The following is a 15,894-nucleotide window of genomic DNA, read 5'->3' as shown; positions in this document are numbered from 1 at the left end:
ACGCCGTTGATCGGCTTCACTGTCGCTCCTCAGCGAAGTAGCCCTCCTGGGTTGCGATGCACACCAATTCACCGGAGCGGTTGTACAGGGTCCCGGTGGCCAAACCGCGACGGCCCACAATGCTCGGCGATGACTGGTCGAAGAGCAGCCAGTCAGTAAAATCGGCAGCGCGGTGAAACCAGATGGTGTGGTCGACTAGCGCCGAGAGGCGAGGACCCATCGGTGTGGTGCGCATCGTCGTCATCGCACACTCGAGCAGTGTGAGCGCGCTGAGGTAGGCCGCCACACAACTGTTGACCACCGGATCGTCGGAGACCTCGCCGTTAGCGCGAAGCCAGATCCGAAGCCGCGGCGGCGGCGGGTCGGAGAGATCAAGGGCAACCCGCGGCGGCGGGTCGAGGTACCGCATGCTGAAGGGACGTTGCCGCGGCCACCAGTCACCAAATTCCTCGGCATAGGGCGTCAACAGATCCTCGAGTCCACGGGCGGCGTCCGGCCCCGCCACGTCCGGCATTCTTTGTTGCCAGTCGACATCGTCGACAACGATTGTGAACGAGGCGAGTGCCTCGAAGAGGACGACTCCCGACTGGCTTGCGGTCACCCGACGCGAGGATATGGTGCCGCCGTCACGTAGCGGGGTCACGTCATACTCGATCGGCTGCCTTGCGTCACCCCGCCGCAGAAAGTACATGTGCATGCTGTGCGCCAGTCGCCCGGGTGTCATCCGGCCCGCCGCCATCAACGCCTGAGCGGCGACCTGGCTTCCGATGATGTGGTGATTGGGGGTGTCGGGTTGAGTGCCCACGAACACTGCGTCATCGATCTGCTGCAGGTCCAACAGACGCAGCAGGTCTTCGAGCGTCGAGATCACGTAGGCAAGCTAAGCACGTCGCCGCCGGCCGCGCCCGGCGGCGACGCACTTCTCGACCGTTCCGCACCGCGAAAAGCCGGCGATTCAAAAGACATCCGAGTTTTCCAAATTCGTATGGTGTAAACGACATAGTCCGCCTGGCCAGCGCACCCTACCTCTCCCTCACCGATCAAACCACTGTTGCGCAGCTCATCCGGGGGCCGTGTCGCGGTGCTGACCCCAGTCAGACCGGGCAGATATCCTTCTGTGCCATCGCGGCCTCACACTGGGTCGAATGAGGAAATCAGCCAACGGTTTCCGACCTTGTCCATCGTCACTCGGACAGTGGATGCAGTGTCGGTAGGTGCATCGTTGCCGACGATCACAGTCTGGTCGACGTACACCAGTGCGACAGCGTGGTCCGGGTTCGCCGACACCGACGCGACGGCGGGAACGGTAGCGACCGCCGAGATGTGGTCCTTCTTGGCGCCTGGTATCACCACGTCGTGGACCAATTGAGTGTAGGAGTCCTTGAACTTCCCGGTCAGCCGATCGCGGGCGGCGTCTAGGTCCTTTTCGACTGTGTCAGGCTGGTAGGACAGTATCGCAACGCTGGAATCCTTGGCGGCGGCGACTGACTCGATTTCGGCCGCCCTAGACCAACGGTTCGACGCGTCTTGCCACTTGAGAAAGCCGGTGGCCACGGCGATCAGCAAAGCTGATATAGGCAACACCCCGAAGACCAGCAGCCGCGACCATCTGATCCGGCGCTTACGCGGCCGGCGTTGAACGTCTCTGGGATCTCCCGTTCCAGCATCGTCGACGGATTCGTCCTCCGATTCGGCAACGTCGGCGGTATCGACGGTGTCCACGTCGTCACTGGCCTGTTCGGCTTCGTCTGTCTCAATATCGATTTGCTGAGTCGTCTGCTCGTCGACCTGCGCTTCGTCCTGCTCTACGGCGGAATCGGATATAACCCGCACTGCGATGGTTCCTTTTCTGGTTCGTGGGCTTGGTCGTCGGCGTTGGCCGGGGTGCGCCTTCGTCACGGTACGAATGCGACGTTGGAGACTTTCACCTCGTTTCCGACCTTCTGGACGCTGACGCGCATCCGCCAATGCCGCGGGTCCTGCTCGGCCGCACCGAGATTCGACGTCTTGACGGACACAGCGACCAGCACCTGGGCTTCGTTGCCCGATTGTGACTCCAGGCCCGCCTCGGTAATTGTCCCGACCGATGTCGACTGCGCTCTCTTGACGACGTCGATGAAGGGTTTGGATCGATGAGAGAAGTCGTCGTAGAAAGCGCCGGTCGCTGAGTCCAAGATCCGCTGGACGTCGGCGTCGGCGTGCCGCCAGTCGATTGTCGTCAGATTCAGTGCGCCTTGCCTGCCGATGCGAACTAGCAGTTCGCGCTGTTGTTGGGCCTGGTGTGACTGATACGTCTGATACCCGAACCAGCCCGCGAGCGCCGTTAAGCCGACCGCTGTGACCAACCCGAAGACTGTCGCCAGTCGCGCAGGCGAGCTTGATTTCTTCGCCGGCACAGCGCCTTCGGCATCCGGTTCGGCCGCATCATCCACCGAGGCGTCGTAATCCTCGGCCTCGTCGGCCTTCTCGTCCACCGTTGGGTTGTCCGGAGGGTGCGCCTCAGCGGTCCCCTCATCAGTAGTGACCGCCAGGTCCGACTCGCTCAGTTTCTCTTGGGTGGCATCAGCATGCTCTGCCATGTTTGCCCTTTCTTGGTGCCGACAGCTAGGTCGGTCTGGGTGTACATCCGGCCGTCCGGACCCATATACATGCCCGTCGCGGGATCGTATTGAACGGCCGCTATCGGCGGTGGCAACGGACCCGGCGGCGACGGTGGAGGGACCTGTCCGGGTGGCTCCTCACCCGGTCTGAACTGCGGTACGCCTTGCCCGGAGTACGTAGCGTTCGGATCACCCTTCCAGTTGAAGCCCTCGTTGAGCGGAACGTAGGTTTGGTCGCTTTCGCACAGCTTGACGGTCGGCGCGCGTTTGCCGGGGCGCGTCTCGCAGGGCAAGTTGTGGGCGCCACGCACGTTGAGCACCGAGTCCTGCGGCACCCGGCAATAGATGTCACCTTTAGGGGCGTCCGGGTAGTCCTCGTAGCTGGCAGCGCGCTGCTGCTGGATGGGCAGGAATCCGGTGGTACATGGGGGTGGCCAGTTGAGGTTCAGATTGAAGCTGAGGAAGGCACCGTTGTAATCCTGCTTGGTGTTTTTGTTGGCCACACCGGTCGCTTGGATGTCGGCCGTCCCCTGGGGCAGCTCGACCAACAAGGATTCGAGGTTGTCCCGGTAGGTGACGCCCACCTGCCCGACACTGACCAGGTTGGCCAGCACGATCGGCAGCGTGGGGTTCAGCCGGTCGAACAACTGCCGAGCCTCGGCGGCCGCCGGGCCGCCGTCTTGTAGCAGACCTGCGACCGCGGAATCGTTATCGCGCAGCTCGGAGGTGATCGTCGCCAGGTGAGCGGCCCACCCTTGGACCGCATCTGCTGACTGGGTCTGGCTGTCCAGCAGCGGCTTTGATCCATCAATCAGGTTGACGAGCGCATCGAGGTTCTGACGGCTGTCGATCGCCAGCTTAGATGTTCCGCTGACCAGCCGGGAAAGCTCTGGGCCGAGCCCGCCCACGGCCGTATAGGACTCGTCGACCACCGTTTTGAGGTTGTCGCGGGGGATAACGGCAAGGCCACGGTTCGTGGCCGCCAGCAGCGAATTGATGTCTGGTGGAACATAACTGCGGTCGATGGGAATCACGTCACCGTCCTTCAGCGACGGCCCCTGCCCAACACGTGGCAGCAACTCGACGTATTGCTCGCCGACCGCCGAAACGCTGTGGACTTGTGCATTCAGGTTGGCTGGAATGTGCACATCAGAATTGAGCTGAAGCACGGCCTCGGCGCCGGTCGCGGTGAGCCGTACCGCTTGCACCCGACCCACCTCGACGCCTCGGTAGGTGACGTTGCCGCCCGGGTAAAGCCCGCCGGCTTGAGGTAGCTCCACAGTGACCGTGTAGCGGTCGAAACCGAAGAATACCGTCGGTATTTGCATGTAGTCGAAGAACATGAGCGAGGCCGCGCCCAGGCTGATCACCGTGAAAATGGCCAGCTGGATCTTGATGCGCCGGGTCAGATGCAGCATCTCAGCGCCCCTGGTCGAAATGGTAGGGAACAACCAAGGGGTTGCCCGGGTTGTAAGGTCCGCCCCCGGTGCACGGGCTGGGCATCTGTCCGATGGTGCGGCCCCACTGCAACTCGAGCTCGGTTAGATTGCACTCGAAGCGGGTGCCGGTGAAGAACCCCGCGTCGAGCCGACTCAGCGTCAAGTCGATTACCGCCGTCAGGTTCGCATAATCTCCGCGCACCCATTTGCTGAGTGTCGATGCGGGGAACGGGAATGTCCCGAGGAAGCCCAGCGACCGAGTCAATGCGGGCCCGGCGTCGGCTAGCGATTGCAGCACGGGCCCAAGGTCTTTCAATTCCTTGATTAGGTTTTCCTTGGTCTTGTTAACCGAGTCGGCGGCGAGCGCGCTCAACTTGCCGACTTCACCCAGGGCGTTGGCGAGGTTTTCTCGCTGGTCTTTGAGCACGGTCAACGCTTCCGGAATGGTCTTCAGCGCCTTGTCAATAATCGGTTTCTGATCGGCAAATTGCCCGACGAGACTGTTGAAGTGGTCCATTGCGGCGATGATGTCGCTCTTTTGGTCATTGAGGTAGCCGACAAACGTATCGAGCTGATTCAGCAGGTTTCGCAAATCTTGTTCGCGCCCACTGAAGGCAGTGCTCAACGTCTTGGTGATGTCTTGAATCTGACCCAGGCCGCCGCCGTTAAGCAGCAGCGACACAGCGGCCAGTGTGCGCTCGGTGGACGGGTAGGCGCCGGCCGACGACAGGGGAATCAACGAGCCGTTCGTCAGCTTGCCCTGCGGCGCTATTCCCGCGGGAGGCGCCAGTTCGACGTGCACCGAACCCAGTAAGCTGGTTTGACCGAGGGTAGCGGTTGCATTGGCGGGGAGGTCGACATCGCCGTCGATCGTCATGGTGACCAACGCATTCCAACCCTGAAGTTCTATGTCGGTAACGTTGCCGACCGTCACGTCGTTGACCCGGACCCGCGAATTCCGTTGCAAATTCTGCACATCGGGCATTTGGGCGCGGATGGTATATGCGCCCGGGCCGCCGCCTTTTGTCCCCGGCAAACTGATCGAGTTCAGACCTCGAAACCCGCAGCCGGACAGTGTTGTAAGCGCCACCACTGCCAGGAGCGCCACCATCGCGCGACACCAAAGTGTTGATCGACTCATTGTGCACCTCCGGGCGGCACCATCATTCCGCGTAAACCGTCAGCCGGGTTTGTTGGCGCCGCCTGCGCTGGCCCCGGCCCGTCCGCTGCCGGCGGCGGGGTTTCGGCCGGGGTCGACCCAGCGGCCGACGCTGCCGGGCCCTGAGTTGGCGGGGAGTCAGGTTGCGGCGGAATATAATCTGGGCGCAGCCAGTCCTCGCTATAGGTGAGTTCGTTGGGGCGCGCCGCCGCTCCGACGAAGAGATTTTCACCGAGGGGCGGAAAATTCACTTGGCGGTTCTTGATGATCGGCGCCAGATACTGGACACACAACTTGGCTGATTCTTTGGCACCTAGACGTGATGCGGCTTCTACTGCCCCACAAAGGAATTGGATTGTATTAGCGAAGTTGTTGAAGGCCAGCGCACCGGTCAACGTCCCTTGTGCGGGTTGGTAGATGTTGAGGAAGTTCTGGAATGCCGTTGGTGCGGTATGCAGCAGCTGCTTGACGTCACCGAGGCTGTCGTTCACGGCTTGAGTCACTGACGCCAGTTTGTCCGACGTCGTACCCAGCGCTTCTCGGTTCTCGGCGACAAAGTCTCGGACGTCGCCAACCACGTCGTTGAGGTTGCGGACAGCATTAGCGACCTCGTTGGGGTCGTTGGCGAGCAGACCGGTGACCTCGGCAAGGTTCTGATTCAGATGTTGGAGCAGGTCGCTGCTGTCGTGCAGTGCGGAGACCAGAATGGACAGGTTTTTCACGGTGCTGAACAGGTCATTGCTATGGTCGCCGAGCGCTGAAATCGCCTGCGAAAGTTCGATAACAGTCTTGCGAATGTCGGAGCCCTGGCCCCGAAGGTTGTCGGCCGCGGTGTTGATGAACTCCCCCAAAGTGCTGGTTCCACCCGGAGCGGTCGGCTGCAGCACCTGCGCAAGCTTCTCCAGCTGCTGACGGAAGTCGTCATACTCCACCGGTACCGCGGTACGTTGCTGCGGGATTACCGCATGGTCGGCCAGCACGGGGCCGCCTGTATAGGCGGGAGTCAACTGGATAGACCGGGGCGTCACCAGGGAAGGCGACAGGATAGCCGCTTTGACGTCAGCGGGCACCTTATATTTGTCGTTGAACCAGAAGGTGATTCGCACATGTTCGGGTTGTGGTTCGATTTTTTCGATCTTACCGACCGGCACTCCGAGAATAACGACGCTGTCACCTTTGTAGAGGCCAGTGCTGTTGGCAAAGTATCCGACGACGGTGGTGCGACCGACCCCTGCAGCAGACCGCACCACGGTGACGATTCCGCCGAGCAGCACCGCTACGAGCGCGATGGCCACCCCGATCCTCGCGCCGCGGTAACTCATCGTCCCCCACCCCCTTCGCCTGGTTGCGCTGGCCCCGGCGACGGTGCTGACTGGCCCGCGCCTTGACCCGGCTGCGCCGGTGGCCCTGGTGGTGGCCCACCTGGAGGAGGAGCGGGAAGCGGCTCCCGGTAGGGGTAGCAGCCGGGCCCCGACGAGGCTGCGCCCGGACCACACGGATGGTCACCCGGATTGCCGGTTATGGCGTCGGGCAGCGTCATCCGCGGTGGCCCGCCCTGGCCGGTTCGCGGATACGGCATGGGCAGTGGCGGTGTCGCGGGCTGGCCAACCTGTGGGTCGGCGCGTTGGCTGGGCAGCAACACATTCGGGTCTAGGCCGAGGTCGGAGAACGCTGCATCGATGAACGGCTGCACAAACTGTCCCGGGAAAAGGTTGACGACGTAGGCCTTGAAAAAGGGCCCGGAGGACACCGATTCGCCCAGGCCCAGCGCGTATTTGTTGAGCCCGACGAGCGCCTTCTGTACGTTCTCCTTGCGTTTGTCGACGATCTCCAGCACACCGTTGAGCTTGTCGAGGGCCGGCTTCAACGTGTCGCGGTTTTCGGCGATGAAGCCTTTGAGTTGGCGGGCCAGCGCAGCAAGGTTGTTGGAAATCTGGTCCAGCGCGTTGCTTTGGCTTCTCAGTTGCGTCAACAGTGAGTTGGTGTTGCGGACGAGCTGGGCCACTTCGTCGCTGCGCTCGGCCAGGACTGTGGTCGCCTTGTTGGCATTGCTCAGCAGGGTCCGTAGCTGACCGTCGCGTTCATCCAGGGTATGCGAGAATCGCGCCACTCCCTGCACCGCAGCCTTCAGGTCGGGTGGGGTGTCGGCAAAGGTGTTGGCCAGTACCGCAAGCGATTGAGACAGCTGGTCGGTGTTGAGACCGCTGATTGTCGCGGTGAGGTCGCCGAGCGCGTCAGGCAGCTGATAAGCCGATGTGGTTCGCTCCAGCGGGATCGGTCCGGTCAGCTGCCCCTCGCCACGAGGGCTGACCTCGAGGACCTTGCTACCCAGCACGGTCCGCAATTTGATCGCTGCCTCGGTGCGCTCACCGAGGCGGAGATTCCGAGCGACGGTGAACTTCACCAGCACGCGCGGTCCGTCCAACCCGACGCTGTCGACCTGCCCGACCCGGTAACCCGATACCTGGACGTGGTTGCCGGGCTCCAGGCCGCCCGCTTCGGCGAAGTACGCCGAATACGTTCTGTCGTTATGGAAAAACGGCAACTTGTCGTAGTTCAGGGAGAGCAGCATGAGTGTAAAAACCGCACCCAGCCCGATGACGCCGATGACGAAGGGATTGCGTTCGGAGAACGTTTTCATCGCGGCGTGCACCTGCCGCTGGCCTGGCCGGCCAGCTTGATATATACCGGCTGGCCACCCTTGCCGTTGACCTTCAGCACGATGTCACACAGGTAGAAGCTGAAGAAGTCTCCGTACAAGCCTTGCCTGTTCAGAATCTTGAACGCGGCGGGCCAGTCGTCGAGGTATTTTTCGAGCCAGTCGTGGTCGGCCAACACCGTTGCAGCGGTGCGATCCGCCTCGTGCACAACCTTTTTCACCGGCGGCCGGGCTTGGGCCAGCAATTCCGTGATCGACCCGGCGGCAGCGTTCGCATACGCCACGCCGTTGCTGATGTCCTGCTTGCGAGCCTCAAGCCCCGCCACCAGTTCGGACAGCGAGTCGACGGCACGCGCGAACTGACCGCTTTGGCCCCCGAGCGAACCGAGCACAGTGTTTAAGTTGACGATGACCTGACCGATCAGGTGGTCTCGGTCGGCCAAGGTGTTAGTCAGGGCGGCGGCCTGGGTGAGAAATGAGCCGATCGTGCCGCCCTGACCTTGGAAGGCCGCGATGAGTTGCCCGGTTAGCTTGTTGACCTGCTCTGGGTCCAGCGCCCGGAACAGAGGCCGGAAACCGCCTATCAATGCGTCCAGATCGAGTGCCGGTTCGGTACGAGCCAAGGGGATGGTCCCGCCTGGACTGAGTCGCCTGATGTTGCCCGCTCCCTCTTCTAGTGCGACATATCTGCCGCCGGTGAGGTCCGCGAAACGGATGGCGGCCCTGGTTCCCTCGGTGAGCACCACGTTGTCTGACGCGGTGAATTCGACGAGAACGGTGGAGTCGGGCTCGACGGTGATGTTCTTGACTTTGCCGACCTCGACACCGGCGATACGGACGAAGTTTCCGCCCTCCAATCCCGACACGTTCACGAACTGCGCTTTGTAGGTCTTCTCAGCCTGGAAGCGCAGCTGACCGAAAACGGCGACCAGCGTGAACATGCCTAGGACTGAGACGACGAGGTAGATGGCGAGACGCCATAGCGTCCCAGTTAGGTTCTCTTTCATTGCTGCCCTCCCCTAACTCTTCTCGACGCGGCGGCAGTCATGGCCCCGGGACATATGGTGGCGGTGGCAGCGGGTCGCACACCTGGGTGACGACTCCGCAGGTCGGTTGGATTGCCGCCGGTGCTGGCGGTACGAAGGGTTCAGACCCCGCCGGCGGCGGGCCGCCTTCTCGCGGTCGTCCCGGCGGGGGCGCGGGTGGCAAACCCGGATACAGCGGCGACCCGTCCGGCGCGTACTGCGGCGCCCCGTACGGTGGCGCACCGGGGTACGGGATCGGACCAGGCGCCACCCCTCCCGGATGGCGAAGGCTGGGCGGCTGAGGCGTTCCACGGGTTACCGGGAGGTAGTCGACATACCCCGGGAAACCGATGCCGGGGTTGGGTCGCATGTCCAAGCCGCTCCCCCACCCGGTGTTCGTGACGAGATAGCGCTGCGGGAAGTTCTTGGAAACATCGGGTAGCGATCCGCAGCCGGGCTGTCCACCGGGCCCGCCTTTGGCTCCGTTGACCGGGAGATTGTCGGGGAATCGGTATGCCTCGTCACCCAGCAGCAACGCGACGTCGAGGGTGACCGAGTACCCGTTGTGGCCGCCCGATACGTCAGAGAAAAACTCAGAGTCGTACTTGGCGCCGAGCAGCGTGCAGGTCAGTTCCGGGTTGTACTTCATCAGCAGCCGAGTGGTCGACTCGAGCAGGTTGACGCCGTGCACGAGGTTGTCCTTATTCGGGCCGATCAACTCGATGCCGCTGCGAGAGAGTCCAATGACGTTGAGCAGCAGCGAATCCAGGGCCCGAGCATTCTTGCTCACAGTGGCGCTGGTGGTGCTTGCCGCATCGAGCACCGTAACGAGGTCGTGTGCGGCCGCGCTGTAGGTATCGCTGAACCCTTCTAGTGCACGGTAGTCGGCCCGGATTGTCTCACTGCGGGGATTGATCGCCCCGAGGACTTCGCTGAGGTCGGTGGTGGCCTCACCGAGGGCCTCCCCTTTGCCGCGCAACCCGTCGCCCAGCGCGGTGAGCACGGCGTTCAGCTTCGGCGTGTCGACCTTATCGAGCACCGCAACAAGGTTCTGGAACACGGTGTTGACTTCGGTGGTCACGTTGCGTGACCGCACCACGGCACCCGCCGCGAGGTGTCTGGGGCTCGGGCTTTCGGGGATCTGAAGATCGACGTATTTGCCCCCGAACGCCGTGGTGGCGGTGATCTGGGCGGTTACGTTGGCCGGGATGTATTGGAGCTGCTCAGGGTAGAGCTCCAGCCGCAGCGTCACGGGATCGCCTGAGTGAATCGAGGTAACCCGGCCCACCTGAACACCGCGCAACTTCACCTTGGCGCCTGGTTCCATGATGAGACCCGAGCGGTCGGAGGTGAGGGTCACCCTCGCGTAGGGCCTCAGGTCTCTGTTGAACGCCGCCACCGTGAGCATGACCAAGCCGGCGATCGTGACCAAGAGGATGAGAGTCCAGAGCGCCGGTGGCAGGCCAGCTTCACGTTGCATCTTCCTCATCGCGCTATCCAGACAGGTTGAAGTTGCCGGACACCCCGTAGGCGGCCATTGCCACCGCCAACTGCACCGTCACCGCCACGACCAGTGAGGCGCGCACCGAGCGGCCGACAGCCTCGCCGACGCCGGCTGGGCCACCGGTCGCGTTGAAGCCGTAGTAGGTGTGCACCAGCATGACGACCGTTGCAGTCGCCATCACTTGCAGCAGTGACCAGATCAAGTCGGTGGGCTGCAAGTAGGTGTTGAAGTAGTGGTCATAGACCCCGGGCGCCTGCCCGAAGGCGACGACCACCAACGTTCGCGTCGCCAGATACCCGGCCAGCGACGACAGGCACCACAACGGAACGGTAACCAGCACGCCAGCCACGATTCGCGTTGATGCCAGGTAGCTGATCGCGCGGATGCCCATCACTTCCAAGGCGTCGATCTCCTCGTTGATGCGCATAGCTCCCAGCTGTGCGGTGGCTCCGGCGCCGATGGTCGCGGCAAGCCCGATGGCGGCGGTCAGCGGCGCGGCGAAACGGGTGTTGAGGTAGGCCGAGGCGAAACCGCTCAAAGCCTCCACACCAACATCGGACAATGATCGGTAGAGCTGGATACCGATGAACGATCCGGTCGACATGACCAGTGTGGTGACGACCACCACGGTCCCGCCGATGACGGCCAGCGCACCGATACCCAGACTCATAGTGGCGATCAGTCGCAGCGTCTCAGCCTTGTAACGGGCGACCGCATCCCAAATCAGACTCAACGCCTTCGCGTAGAACGCGGTTTGGCTTCCCAGTCGATTCCACCCGGCGACCAAGCGACGCATGGTGATCGACAATCGCGCCAACCGCGGCGGTGCGAGAGTCGCGCTCATCGGGCGGTGTCGGGCGGGGGCGGCGGTCACATCGTCACCTTCGTGCCGACCGCGACTAGCACGACGTTGATCACGAACAACGCCATGAACGTGTACACCACGGTTTCGTTGACCGCGTTGCCGACACCTTGGGGTCCCCCACCAACCGTGACGCCCTTATAGCACGCGATGGTCCCAGCAACCAGGCCGAACAACGCCGCCTTGAAGAAGGCGATGGCCACGTCGGTGATCTTGACCAGCAGCGTCAGGCTCGCCGCCCAGGCACCCGGAGTGACGTGCTGAAAGTACACCGAGAAGAAGAAACTGCCGACCAAGCCGACGATGGTGTTGATCGAATTAAGCAACAACCCGTTGAGGCACAGCGCCAAGACCCTGGGAACCAGCAGTCGCTGCACCGGGTTGATCCCCATCACCCGCATCGCGTCGAGCTCTTCGCGGATGGTCCGAGCACCCAGGTCAGCACAAATCGCGGTAGCGCCGGTACCCGCAACGACAAGCACCGTGGTTATCGGGCCGATGTAGGCGACGCTCGCCAGCGCAGCGCCAGCACCTGATGCGTCGGCGGCGCCGATCTCGACGAGCAGAACGTTGATGATGAAGACACTGAGCGCGTTGAACGGAATCGCCAACAAGATCGTCGGGGCGATCGACACCCGAGCAACGAACCACGCCTGATGGACGAATTCCCGCCAAGCAAACGGCGGGCGCACCAACTGCATGAAGATGTCGAGAGTCAATGCGAAGTAGCTACCAACCTCGCGTAGCGGCTTGCCGGCGACCGCGAGCCGAGCGGTTCCTGCGGGGGAGACCACCCCTGAGATCACCCCGTCCTCCGGCGCGCCGGTCACGGCGGGGAGAGGTGCTGTGTCCGCCACTACCACTAGCGCCCTCGTTTGTAACCAGTCGGAGCCGACATTAGACGATGATTCCTCCCCGCAGCAGGTATGGCGTGCTGCTGTCTTTCGAACGGTGTGGCCCAGAGCACAGCGCACGCTACACCATTACATTAAGTCAGGGCAACATCGCCAAACGCCATTTTGGACAAACCCGCCAAGTGGCGCGAGCGCGACTGCGGCGGTTTGCTGTAGGTTCCGACATTTTTGGTTGAAATGTCGTAATACTCACCGACGGGACCGAGGCGTCAGCGAGGCTCGCTCTACTTCTGTCGAACAGTGCCGCACCCATCCGGCCTAGTAGACATCGCAAGGCCGGTTGATCGGCCACACCCAACCGGACCAGTGGCGCCCACGCGAAGCATCAGCCGCATCGTGGCCAGTCCAACGTCATCAAGTTTGCTGTTGGTTAAGTGCTTCGGCTGCGCATTAGGATTTCTGTCAATAGTTGGAAACTATGATATTGGCGCGTATCTATTTCCAGTCAGCACCCTCGTTGATTTAATCATCAGGTGCCAGACAATAGCACCTGTTGCGAGGCAGGATGCTTCAACCGCTTCTCTTATTGCTATCGGAGAAAATAAAGAGATTGTGACCTAAATCGGCTCAAAGAAGTGCGGACGCATCCCCTGCATTTCCAGCATCACAGGCGGCCGCTGATCGGGATCGAGTCCATACTGGCCCGCCTTCGGCCCCCTACTTCTTTAGGCGCTCTCAAGTCGAGTTGAGCCGCTGACGGGGTCCTGAGCTGCGGTTACGCACGAAGGCAGCGCTACGAACTTTCCAGCGTCAGCGTGATGTCCACTCGCCCGGGCTCCAAATGTGCCCATGCGGTGCATACCACCATGGATCAACGCCGCCCCCCACAGGCGAGGCAATTAATCGCCGATCACGACTAACCGGCCTCCCGCCCGAGGCTTACTCAGCCGCGCGGAGGACGGCGATCCAGCGCACAAAAGTGGCCAACCGAAGTGACGGGTAAAGCTAAATAGTTATCTATATATCGGTTTGCGTGGTTAGCTCTTCATAAGGGGTGCCGGAGAATCTCGAGGGAACTATGCACTGCTGCGCCACCATGAGTCAGGCGCGGTGCCGGACAGTTGCTATCCCGGTTTACCGGCCGGGGATAGCGCCGCTGCTCTGCGCGCGGCCCGGCCCTCATCGCGGAAACCGGACAACCACTCGAGTCCGCTTGAGCCTCCCCCGCCGGGCACCGGCGGTGGCGCCCCGCGCGAGTGCGCCGCCCACCCCGCCCAGCGCAGTGATCCGCCAGCGAGTCCTCGCCGGGCCGCTCGCGCGTCACCGACCAGCACCGAGGCCGTAGTGTGCTGATGTGACCGCCCATCCCAGAGGCCGTCGCCCGAGGCCAGCCGGAGAGGACTCGCCGGCAGACAATGAGGTGCGCGAACGGTTGCTGACCGCGGCCGATTCCTGCTACTCGGATAAGGGGCCTGTGCACACCCGCATGGGCGACATCGCCCGGCGCGCGGGCGTGCACCGGTCGACGGCGTACTACTACTTCCCGAGCAAGGACGCTCTGCTGGCGGCCTCCTTCGTGCGAGTACTCACCGTCACCCTGCACGCCGTCGAACAATGTTGGCAGACGGACGAGCCCTTTCTGACTCAGCTCGTCGCCGCCTGCATGCGGGGAATCGACATCGCCCGTGGCTCCCCCATAATGCGATCACTAGTGGACGACCACCAAGCCGTCGGCGCTGCCTATCACGCCGCCGAAGGCTCTGAGCTGTGGCGAGCCAAACTCGCTGACGCGCTGGTGCGACGCCTCGAGGTTGCTGCCGCTGCCGGCGATATTCGACGAGACGTTCCGGCCGAAACCCTCGCCCGCTGGATCGTCCGCGTCAACTTCAGCCTCATCGCCGAACCCGCCGGGCCCGACGACGGTGGTGACGAGGGCGTGCTGCGCAACTTGCTCGTCGCCTCGCTAACCCCTCGGCGATAACCTCCCCGGCGATGTCGAGTCCCGGCTGTGGCGGCTGACCCGTCGGCTCTTCAATCTTGTTCTGCTCGTTCAGGCGACGCGCCGTCGCCCGTGACGATGGCTGATCCCCGGCATAGGGCCTGGACGAAAACGGTTGTCAATGAATACATCGCGATAGCGGTGCCACGACGCCAAATTCAGATACCGTTGTTTTAACCAAGGCGACCGCCTGCCTTGCTGAGCAAGCTGCCGCCGAGGCGTCTAGCGGAGGCTACCCTGCTCTTGATGCAGAGTCGGGATGACGGCGAGATGAAATGAGGTGCGCTCGTGCAGAAGCGGTTCCGCAATGCGTCCGCGATCGTTTTGACGGCAACGAGTGTCGGGGCATGCTCGTCGTCGCCCCACGCAGCCGCACCTCCGCCGGGAACATTGTCCCCGGAAACAGCGCAGGTAACGATCAACGATCATGCTCTTCCAGAGACCCACGCGGTCAAGTGCGTACCGATGGGATCGCTAACTGCGATCAATACCGGTGACACTGCGGCAGGCACAAAAGCGTTAGTTTCCAACGAGACTGCTCTGACCGCCAAAACGGTCAACATCAGTGATCTGGGCGGCTTCACTGGCAGCTACGCCGAACACCTCCAAGGCGCCGCCGAGGTAACCCTGCAAGGAGATACGTACACCATCCGCGGACGTGCGGAGGGCTTTGACACCGGCGACCCCAGTTTGAGGGCGACCGACACGTTCACAATCAAAGTCGCCTGTTGACGCAACCCAGCCCCGTTGCCCGAACTACGTCGACTGTGCCGCCTGGCGGCTCGCATTCGTCAACGATCAAAGATCCCGCTACTGCGGAGGATTGCCCGGCGGCGGGTACACCCCTCTCAGGATCCACGGTAACCAGTTGAGACCGAACTCGAGTTCATCGCTGGCGTCATAGTCGGGACTGGGATCGAGGGGAATGTTCTGCCCGTCAGTGTTCAGCGGTGTTGCTTGTCCGCCCCGTCCCGAGGCATCGGCTTGTGGCTGTCCGTAGACCGCAACCACAACGGTGCGATCCGGACTGTTCAACGACCAAACTCCCATCTGGCTGTTGGCGCAGCTGGACATGATCTTGAAATAGTCTGGGTTGTAATACCACCGGTTGATCAAGTCATTGCCGCTGATCGCGATTGACTGATTGATCGCCACCGTCTCTGCCACTGGGCCATGGAAACCGGCCGCATTGGCGCGGTCTTGTGGGCTAGACCCGTCCGAACCGATATCACCATCGAGGGCGCGGTTGTTCAACACATCCTGGGTGTGCCGCTGCGCAGCGGCTTGCAGTTGGGGGCTGATCCTCACGTCGTTAGTGCAGCCGGCTTGGTGCTGCACGGTGAAGACGTTGGCGACAACACTGTTGTTGAATCGCTTGTTATTCGGTATGAGCGTGTTGTTGTCACCATCAGCGTGCGCGACGGGAGTTCCCACGAGGGGAGCGGCGGCAACCACCAAAGCCGGCAGGAGCAGTGGCCGATAGTGCATGTCCAAGTCCTCATCAACTACGCGCGGTGGCGGACGGTACGGTGCGGCGGAGGTGGTGCTATCAAGTACTGCGTTGGCCGCGGGCATCTCGGCCCAAGGTCGTTCGAACTCGCCGGCTGCCGCCGCGAGCGGGCATTGGGCCGAGTGGATCTGGTCGATATACGACCGGACTCAGCCCGACCATGGGATGTAGGCTACCCATGACGCTCGGCGGCGTCTAGGGTTTAACATTAAAACAGTTAGCGTTTTCCGATTCCACATGTCCAGCGGTCTGACATCCCGAGTAAGCACCATCCGCGACCGCC

At 62.4% G+C, this 15,894-nt stretch carries 14 protein-coding genes; 2 read left to right on the top strand and 12 right to left on the bottom strand.

Features of this window, described 5'->3' with window-relative positions:
• Positions 1 to 16: 16 nt before the first annotated feature.
• The 11 genes from G6N48_RS25995 to G6N48_RS25945 all read right to left on the bottom strand — a co-directional run bounded on the left by G6N48_RS25995 (position 17) and on the right by G6N48_RS25945 (position 12,042).
• On the bottom strand, positions 17 to 871 hold the full coding sequence (locus tag G6N48_RS25995; RefSeq protein WP_085269998.1) for an acyl-CoA thioesterase: 855 nt from the start codon (positions 869 to 871) through the stop codon (positions 17 to 19).
• A gap of 260 nt (positions 872 to 1,131) precedes the next feature.
• A complete protein-coding gene (locus tag G6N48_RS25990) occupies positions 1,132 to 1,833 on the bottom strand; it encodes a hypothetical protein (protein WP_085269999.1) in 702 nt (233 codons plus the stop codon).
• 62 nt (positions 1,834 to 1,895) lie between these two features.
• A complete protein-coding gene (locus tag G6N48_RS25985; RefSeq protein WP_085270000.1) occupies positions 1,896 to 2,579 on the bottom strand; it encodes an Mce protein in 684 nt (227 codons plus the stop codon).
• A complete protein-coding gene (locus tag G6N48_RS25980; protein WP_085270001.1) occupies positions 2,543 to 4,018 on the bottom strand; it encodes an MCE family protein in 1,476 nt (491 codons plus the stop codon). The genes G6N48_RS25985 and G6N48_RS25980 overlap by 37 nt, the downstream gene beginning before the upstream one ends.
• A 1-nt stretch (position 4,019) precedes the next feature.
• Positions 4,020 to 5,150, bottom strand: a complete 1,131-nt coding sequence (locus G6N48_RS25975; RefSeq protein WP_085270002.1) for an MCE family protein — start codon at positions 5,148 to 5,150, stop codon at positions 4,020 to 4,022.
• A 26-nt stretch (positions 5,151 to 5,176) separates the two neighbouring features.
• Positions 5,177 to 6,520 carry a virulence factor Mce family protein gene (locus G6N48_RS25970; RefSeq protein WP_139825841.1) on the bottom strand — a complete coding sequence of 448 codons (1,344 nt, stop codon included), beginning with the start codon at positions 6,518 to 6,520 and terminating at the stop codon, positions 5,177 to 5,179.
• Positions 6,517 to 7,839 carry an MCE family protein gene (locus G6N48_RS25965; protein ID WP_085270130.1) on the bottom strand — a complete coding sequence of 441 codons (1,323 nt, stop codon included), beginning with the start codon at positions 7,837 to 7,839 and terminating at the stop codon, positions 6,517 to 6,519. Before G6N48_RS25965 ends, G6N48_RS25970 begins: the two co-directional genes overlap by 4 nt.
• Positions 7,836 to 8,864 carry an MCE family protein gene (locus G6N48_RS25960; RefSeq protein ID WP_085270003.1) on the bottom strand — a complete coding sequence of 343 codons (1,029 nt, stop codon included), beginning with the start codon at positions 8,862 to 8,864 and terminating at the stop codon, positions 7,836 to 7,838. The genes G6N48_RS25965 and G6N48_RS25960 overlap by 4 nt, the downstream gene beginning before the upstream one ends.
• Positions 8,865 to 8,901: 37 nt before the next feature.
• On the bottom strand, positions 8,902 to 10,371 hold the full coding sequence (locus tag G6N48_RS25955; protein WP_085270004.1) for an MCE family protein: 1,470 nt from the start codon (positions 10,369 to 10,371) through the stop codon (positions 8,902 to 8,904).
• A gap of 4 nt (positions 10,372 to 10,375) precedes the next feature.
• The gene (locus tag G6N48_RS25950) at positions 10,376 to 11,230 is read right to left on the bottom strand and encodes an ABC transporter permease (RefSeq protein ID WP_085270005.1); all 855 of its coding nucleotides are present in this window, start codon (positions 11,228 to 11,230) and stop codon (positions 10,376 to 10,378) included.
• Positions 11,231 to 11,256: 26 nt separating this feature from the next.
• Positions 11,257 to 12,042, bottom strand: a complete 786-nt coding sequence (locus tag G6N48_RS25945) for an MlaE family ABC transporter permease (RefSeq protein WP_085270131.1) — start codon at positions 12,040 to 12,042, stop codon at positions 11,257 to 11,259.
• Positions 12,043 to 13,534: 1,492 nt separating this feature from the next.
• On the opposite strand from G6N48_RS25945, the gene G6N48_RS25940 reads away from it, so the two are divergent.
• Both G6N48_RS25940 and G6N48_RS25935 read left to right on the top strand, forming a co-directional pair.
• Complete coding sequence (locus tag G6N48_RS25940) at positions 13,535 to 14,083, top strand: TetR/AcrR family transcriptional regulator (RefSeq protein ID WP_085270132.1); 549 nt, start codon at positions 13,535 to 13,537, stop codon at positions 14,081 to 14,083.
• A gap of 306 nt (positions 14,084 to 14,389) precedes the next feature.
• Positions 14,390 to 14,833, top strand: coding sequence for a lipoprotein LpqH (locus G6N48_RS25935; protein WP_232066716.1), 444 nt, complete (start codon positions 14,390 to 14,392; stop codon positions 14,831 to 14,833).
• A 78-nt stretch (positions 14,834 to 14,911) separates the two neighbouring features.
• On the opposite strand, the gene G6N48_RS25930 is transcribed toward G6N48_RS25935, so the two are convergent.
• Positions 14,912 to 15,589, bottom strand: a complete 678-nt coding sequence (locus G6N48_RS25930; protein WP_169718440.1) for a CAP domain-containing protein — start codon at positions 15,587 to 15,589, stop codon at positions 14,912 to 14,914.
• Positions 15,590 to 15,894: the final 305 nt, after the last annotated feature.

Origin of the sequence: Mycobacterium parmense (genome assembly GCF_010730575.1) — a bacterium.
Classification (GTDB): domain Bacteria; phylum Actinomycetota; class Actinomycetes; order Mycobacteriales; family Mycobacteriaceae; genus Mycobacterium; species Mycobacterium parmense.
This window is presented reverse-complemented; position numbering and strand designations above follow the sequence as displayed.

Coding starts and splice junctions, on each gene's coding strand:
- G6N48_RS25930 (WP_169718440.1), bottom strand. CDS start 15,589: ATGCACTATCGGCCACTGCTCCTGCCGGCTTTGGTGGTTGCCGCCGCT.
- G6N48_RS25985 (WP_085270000.1), bottom strand. CDS start 2,579: ATGGCAGAGCATGCTGATGCCACCCAAGAGAAACTGAGCGAGTCGGAC.
- G6N48_RS25980 (WP_085270001.1), bottom strand. CDS start 4,018: ATGCTGCATCTGACCCGGCGCATCAAGATCCAGCTGGCCATTTTCACG.
- G6N48_RS25975 (WP_085270002.1), bottom strand. CDS start 5,150: ATGGTGGCGCTCCTGGCAGTGGTGGCGCTTACAACACTGTCCGGCTGC.
- G6N48_RS25965 (WP_085270130.1), bottom strand. CDS start 7,839: ATGAAAACGTTCTCCGAACGCAATCCCTTCGTCATCGGCGTCATCGGG.
- G6N48_RS25970 (WP_139825841.1), bottom strand. CDS start 6,520: ATGAGTTACCGCGGCGCGAGGATCGGGGTGGCCATCGCGCTCGTAGCG.
- G6N48_RS25955 (WP_085270004.1), bottom strand. CDS start 10,371: ATGAGGAAGATGCAACGTGAAGCTGGCCTGCCACCGGCGCTCTGGACT.
- G6N48_RS25960 (WP_085270003.1), bottom strand. CDS start 8,864: ATGAAAGAGAACCTAACTGGGACGCTATGGCGTCTCGCCATCTACCTC.
- G6N48_RS25950 (WP_085270005.1), bottom strand. CDS start 11,230: ATGAGCGCGACTCTCGCACCGCCGCGGTTGGCGCGATTGTCGATCACC.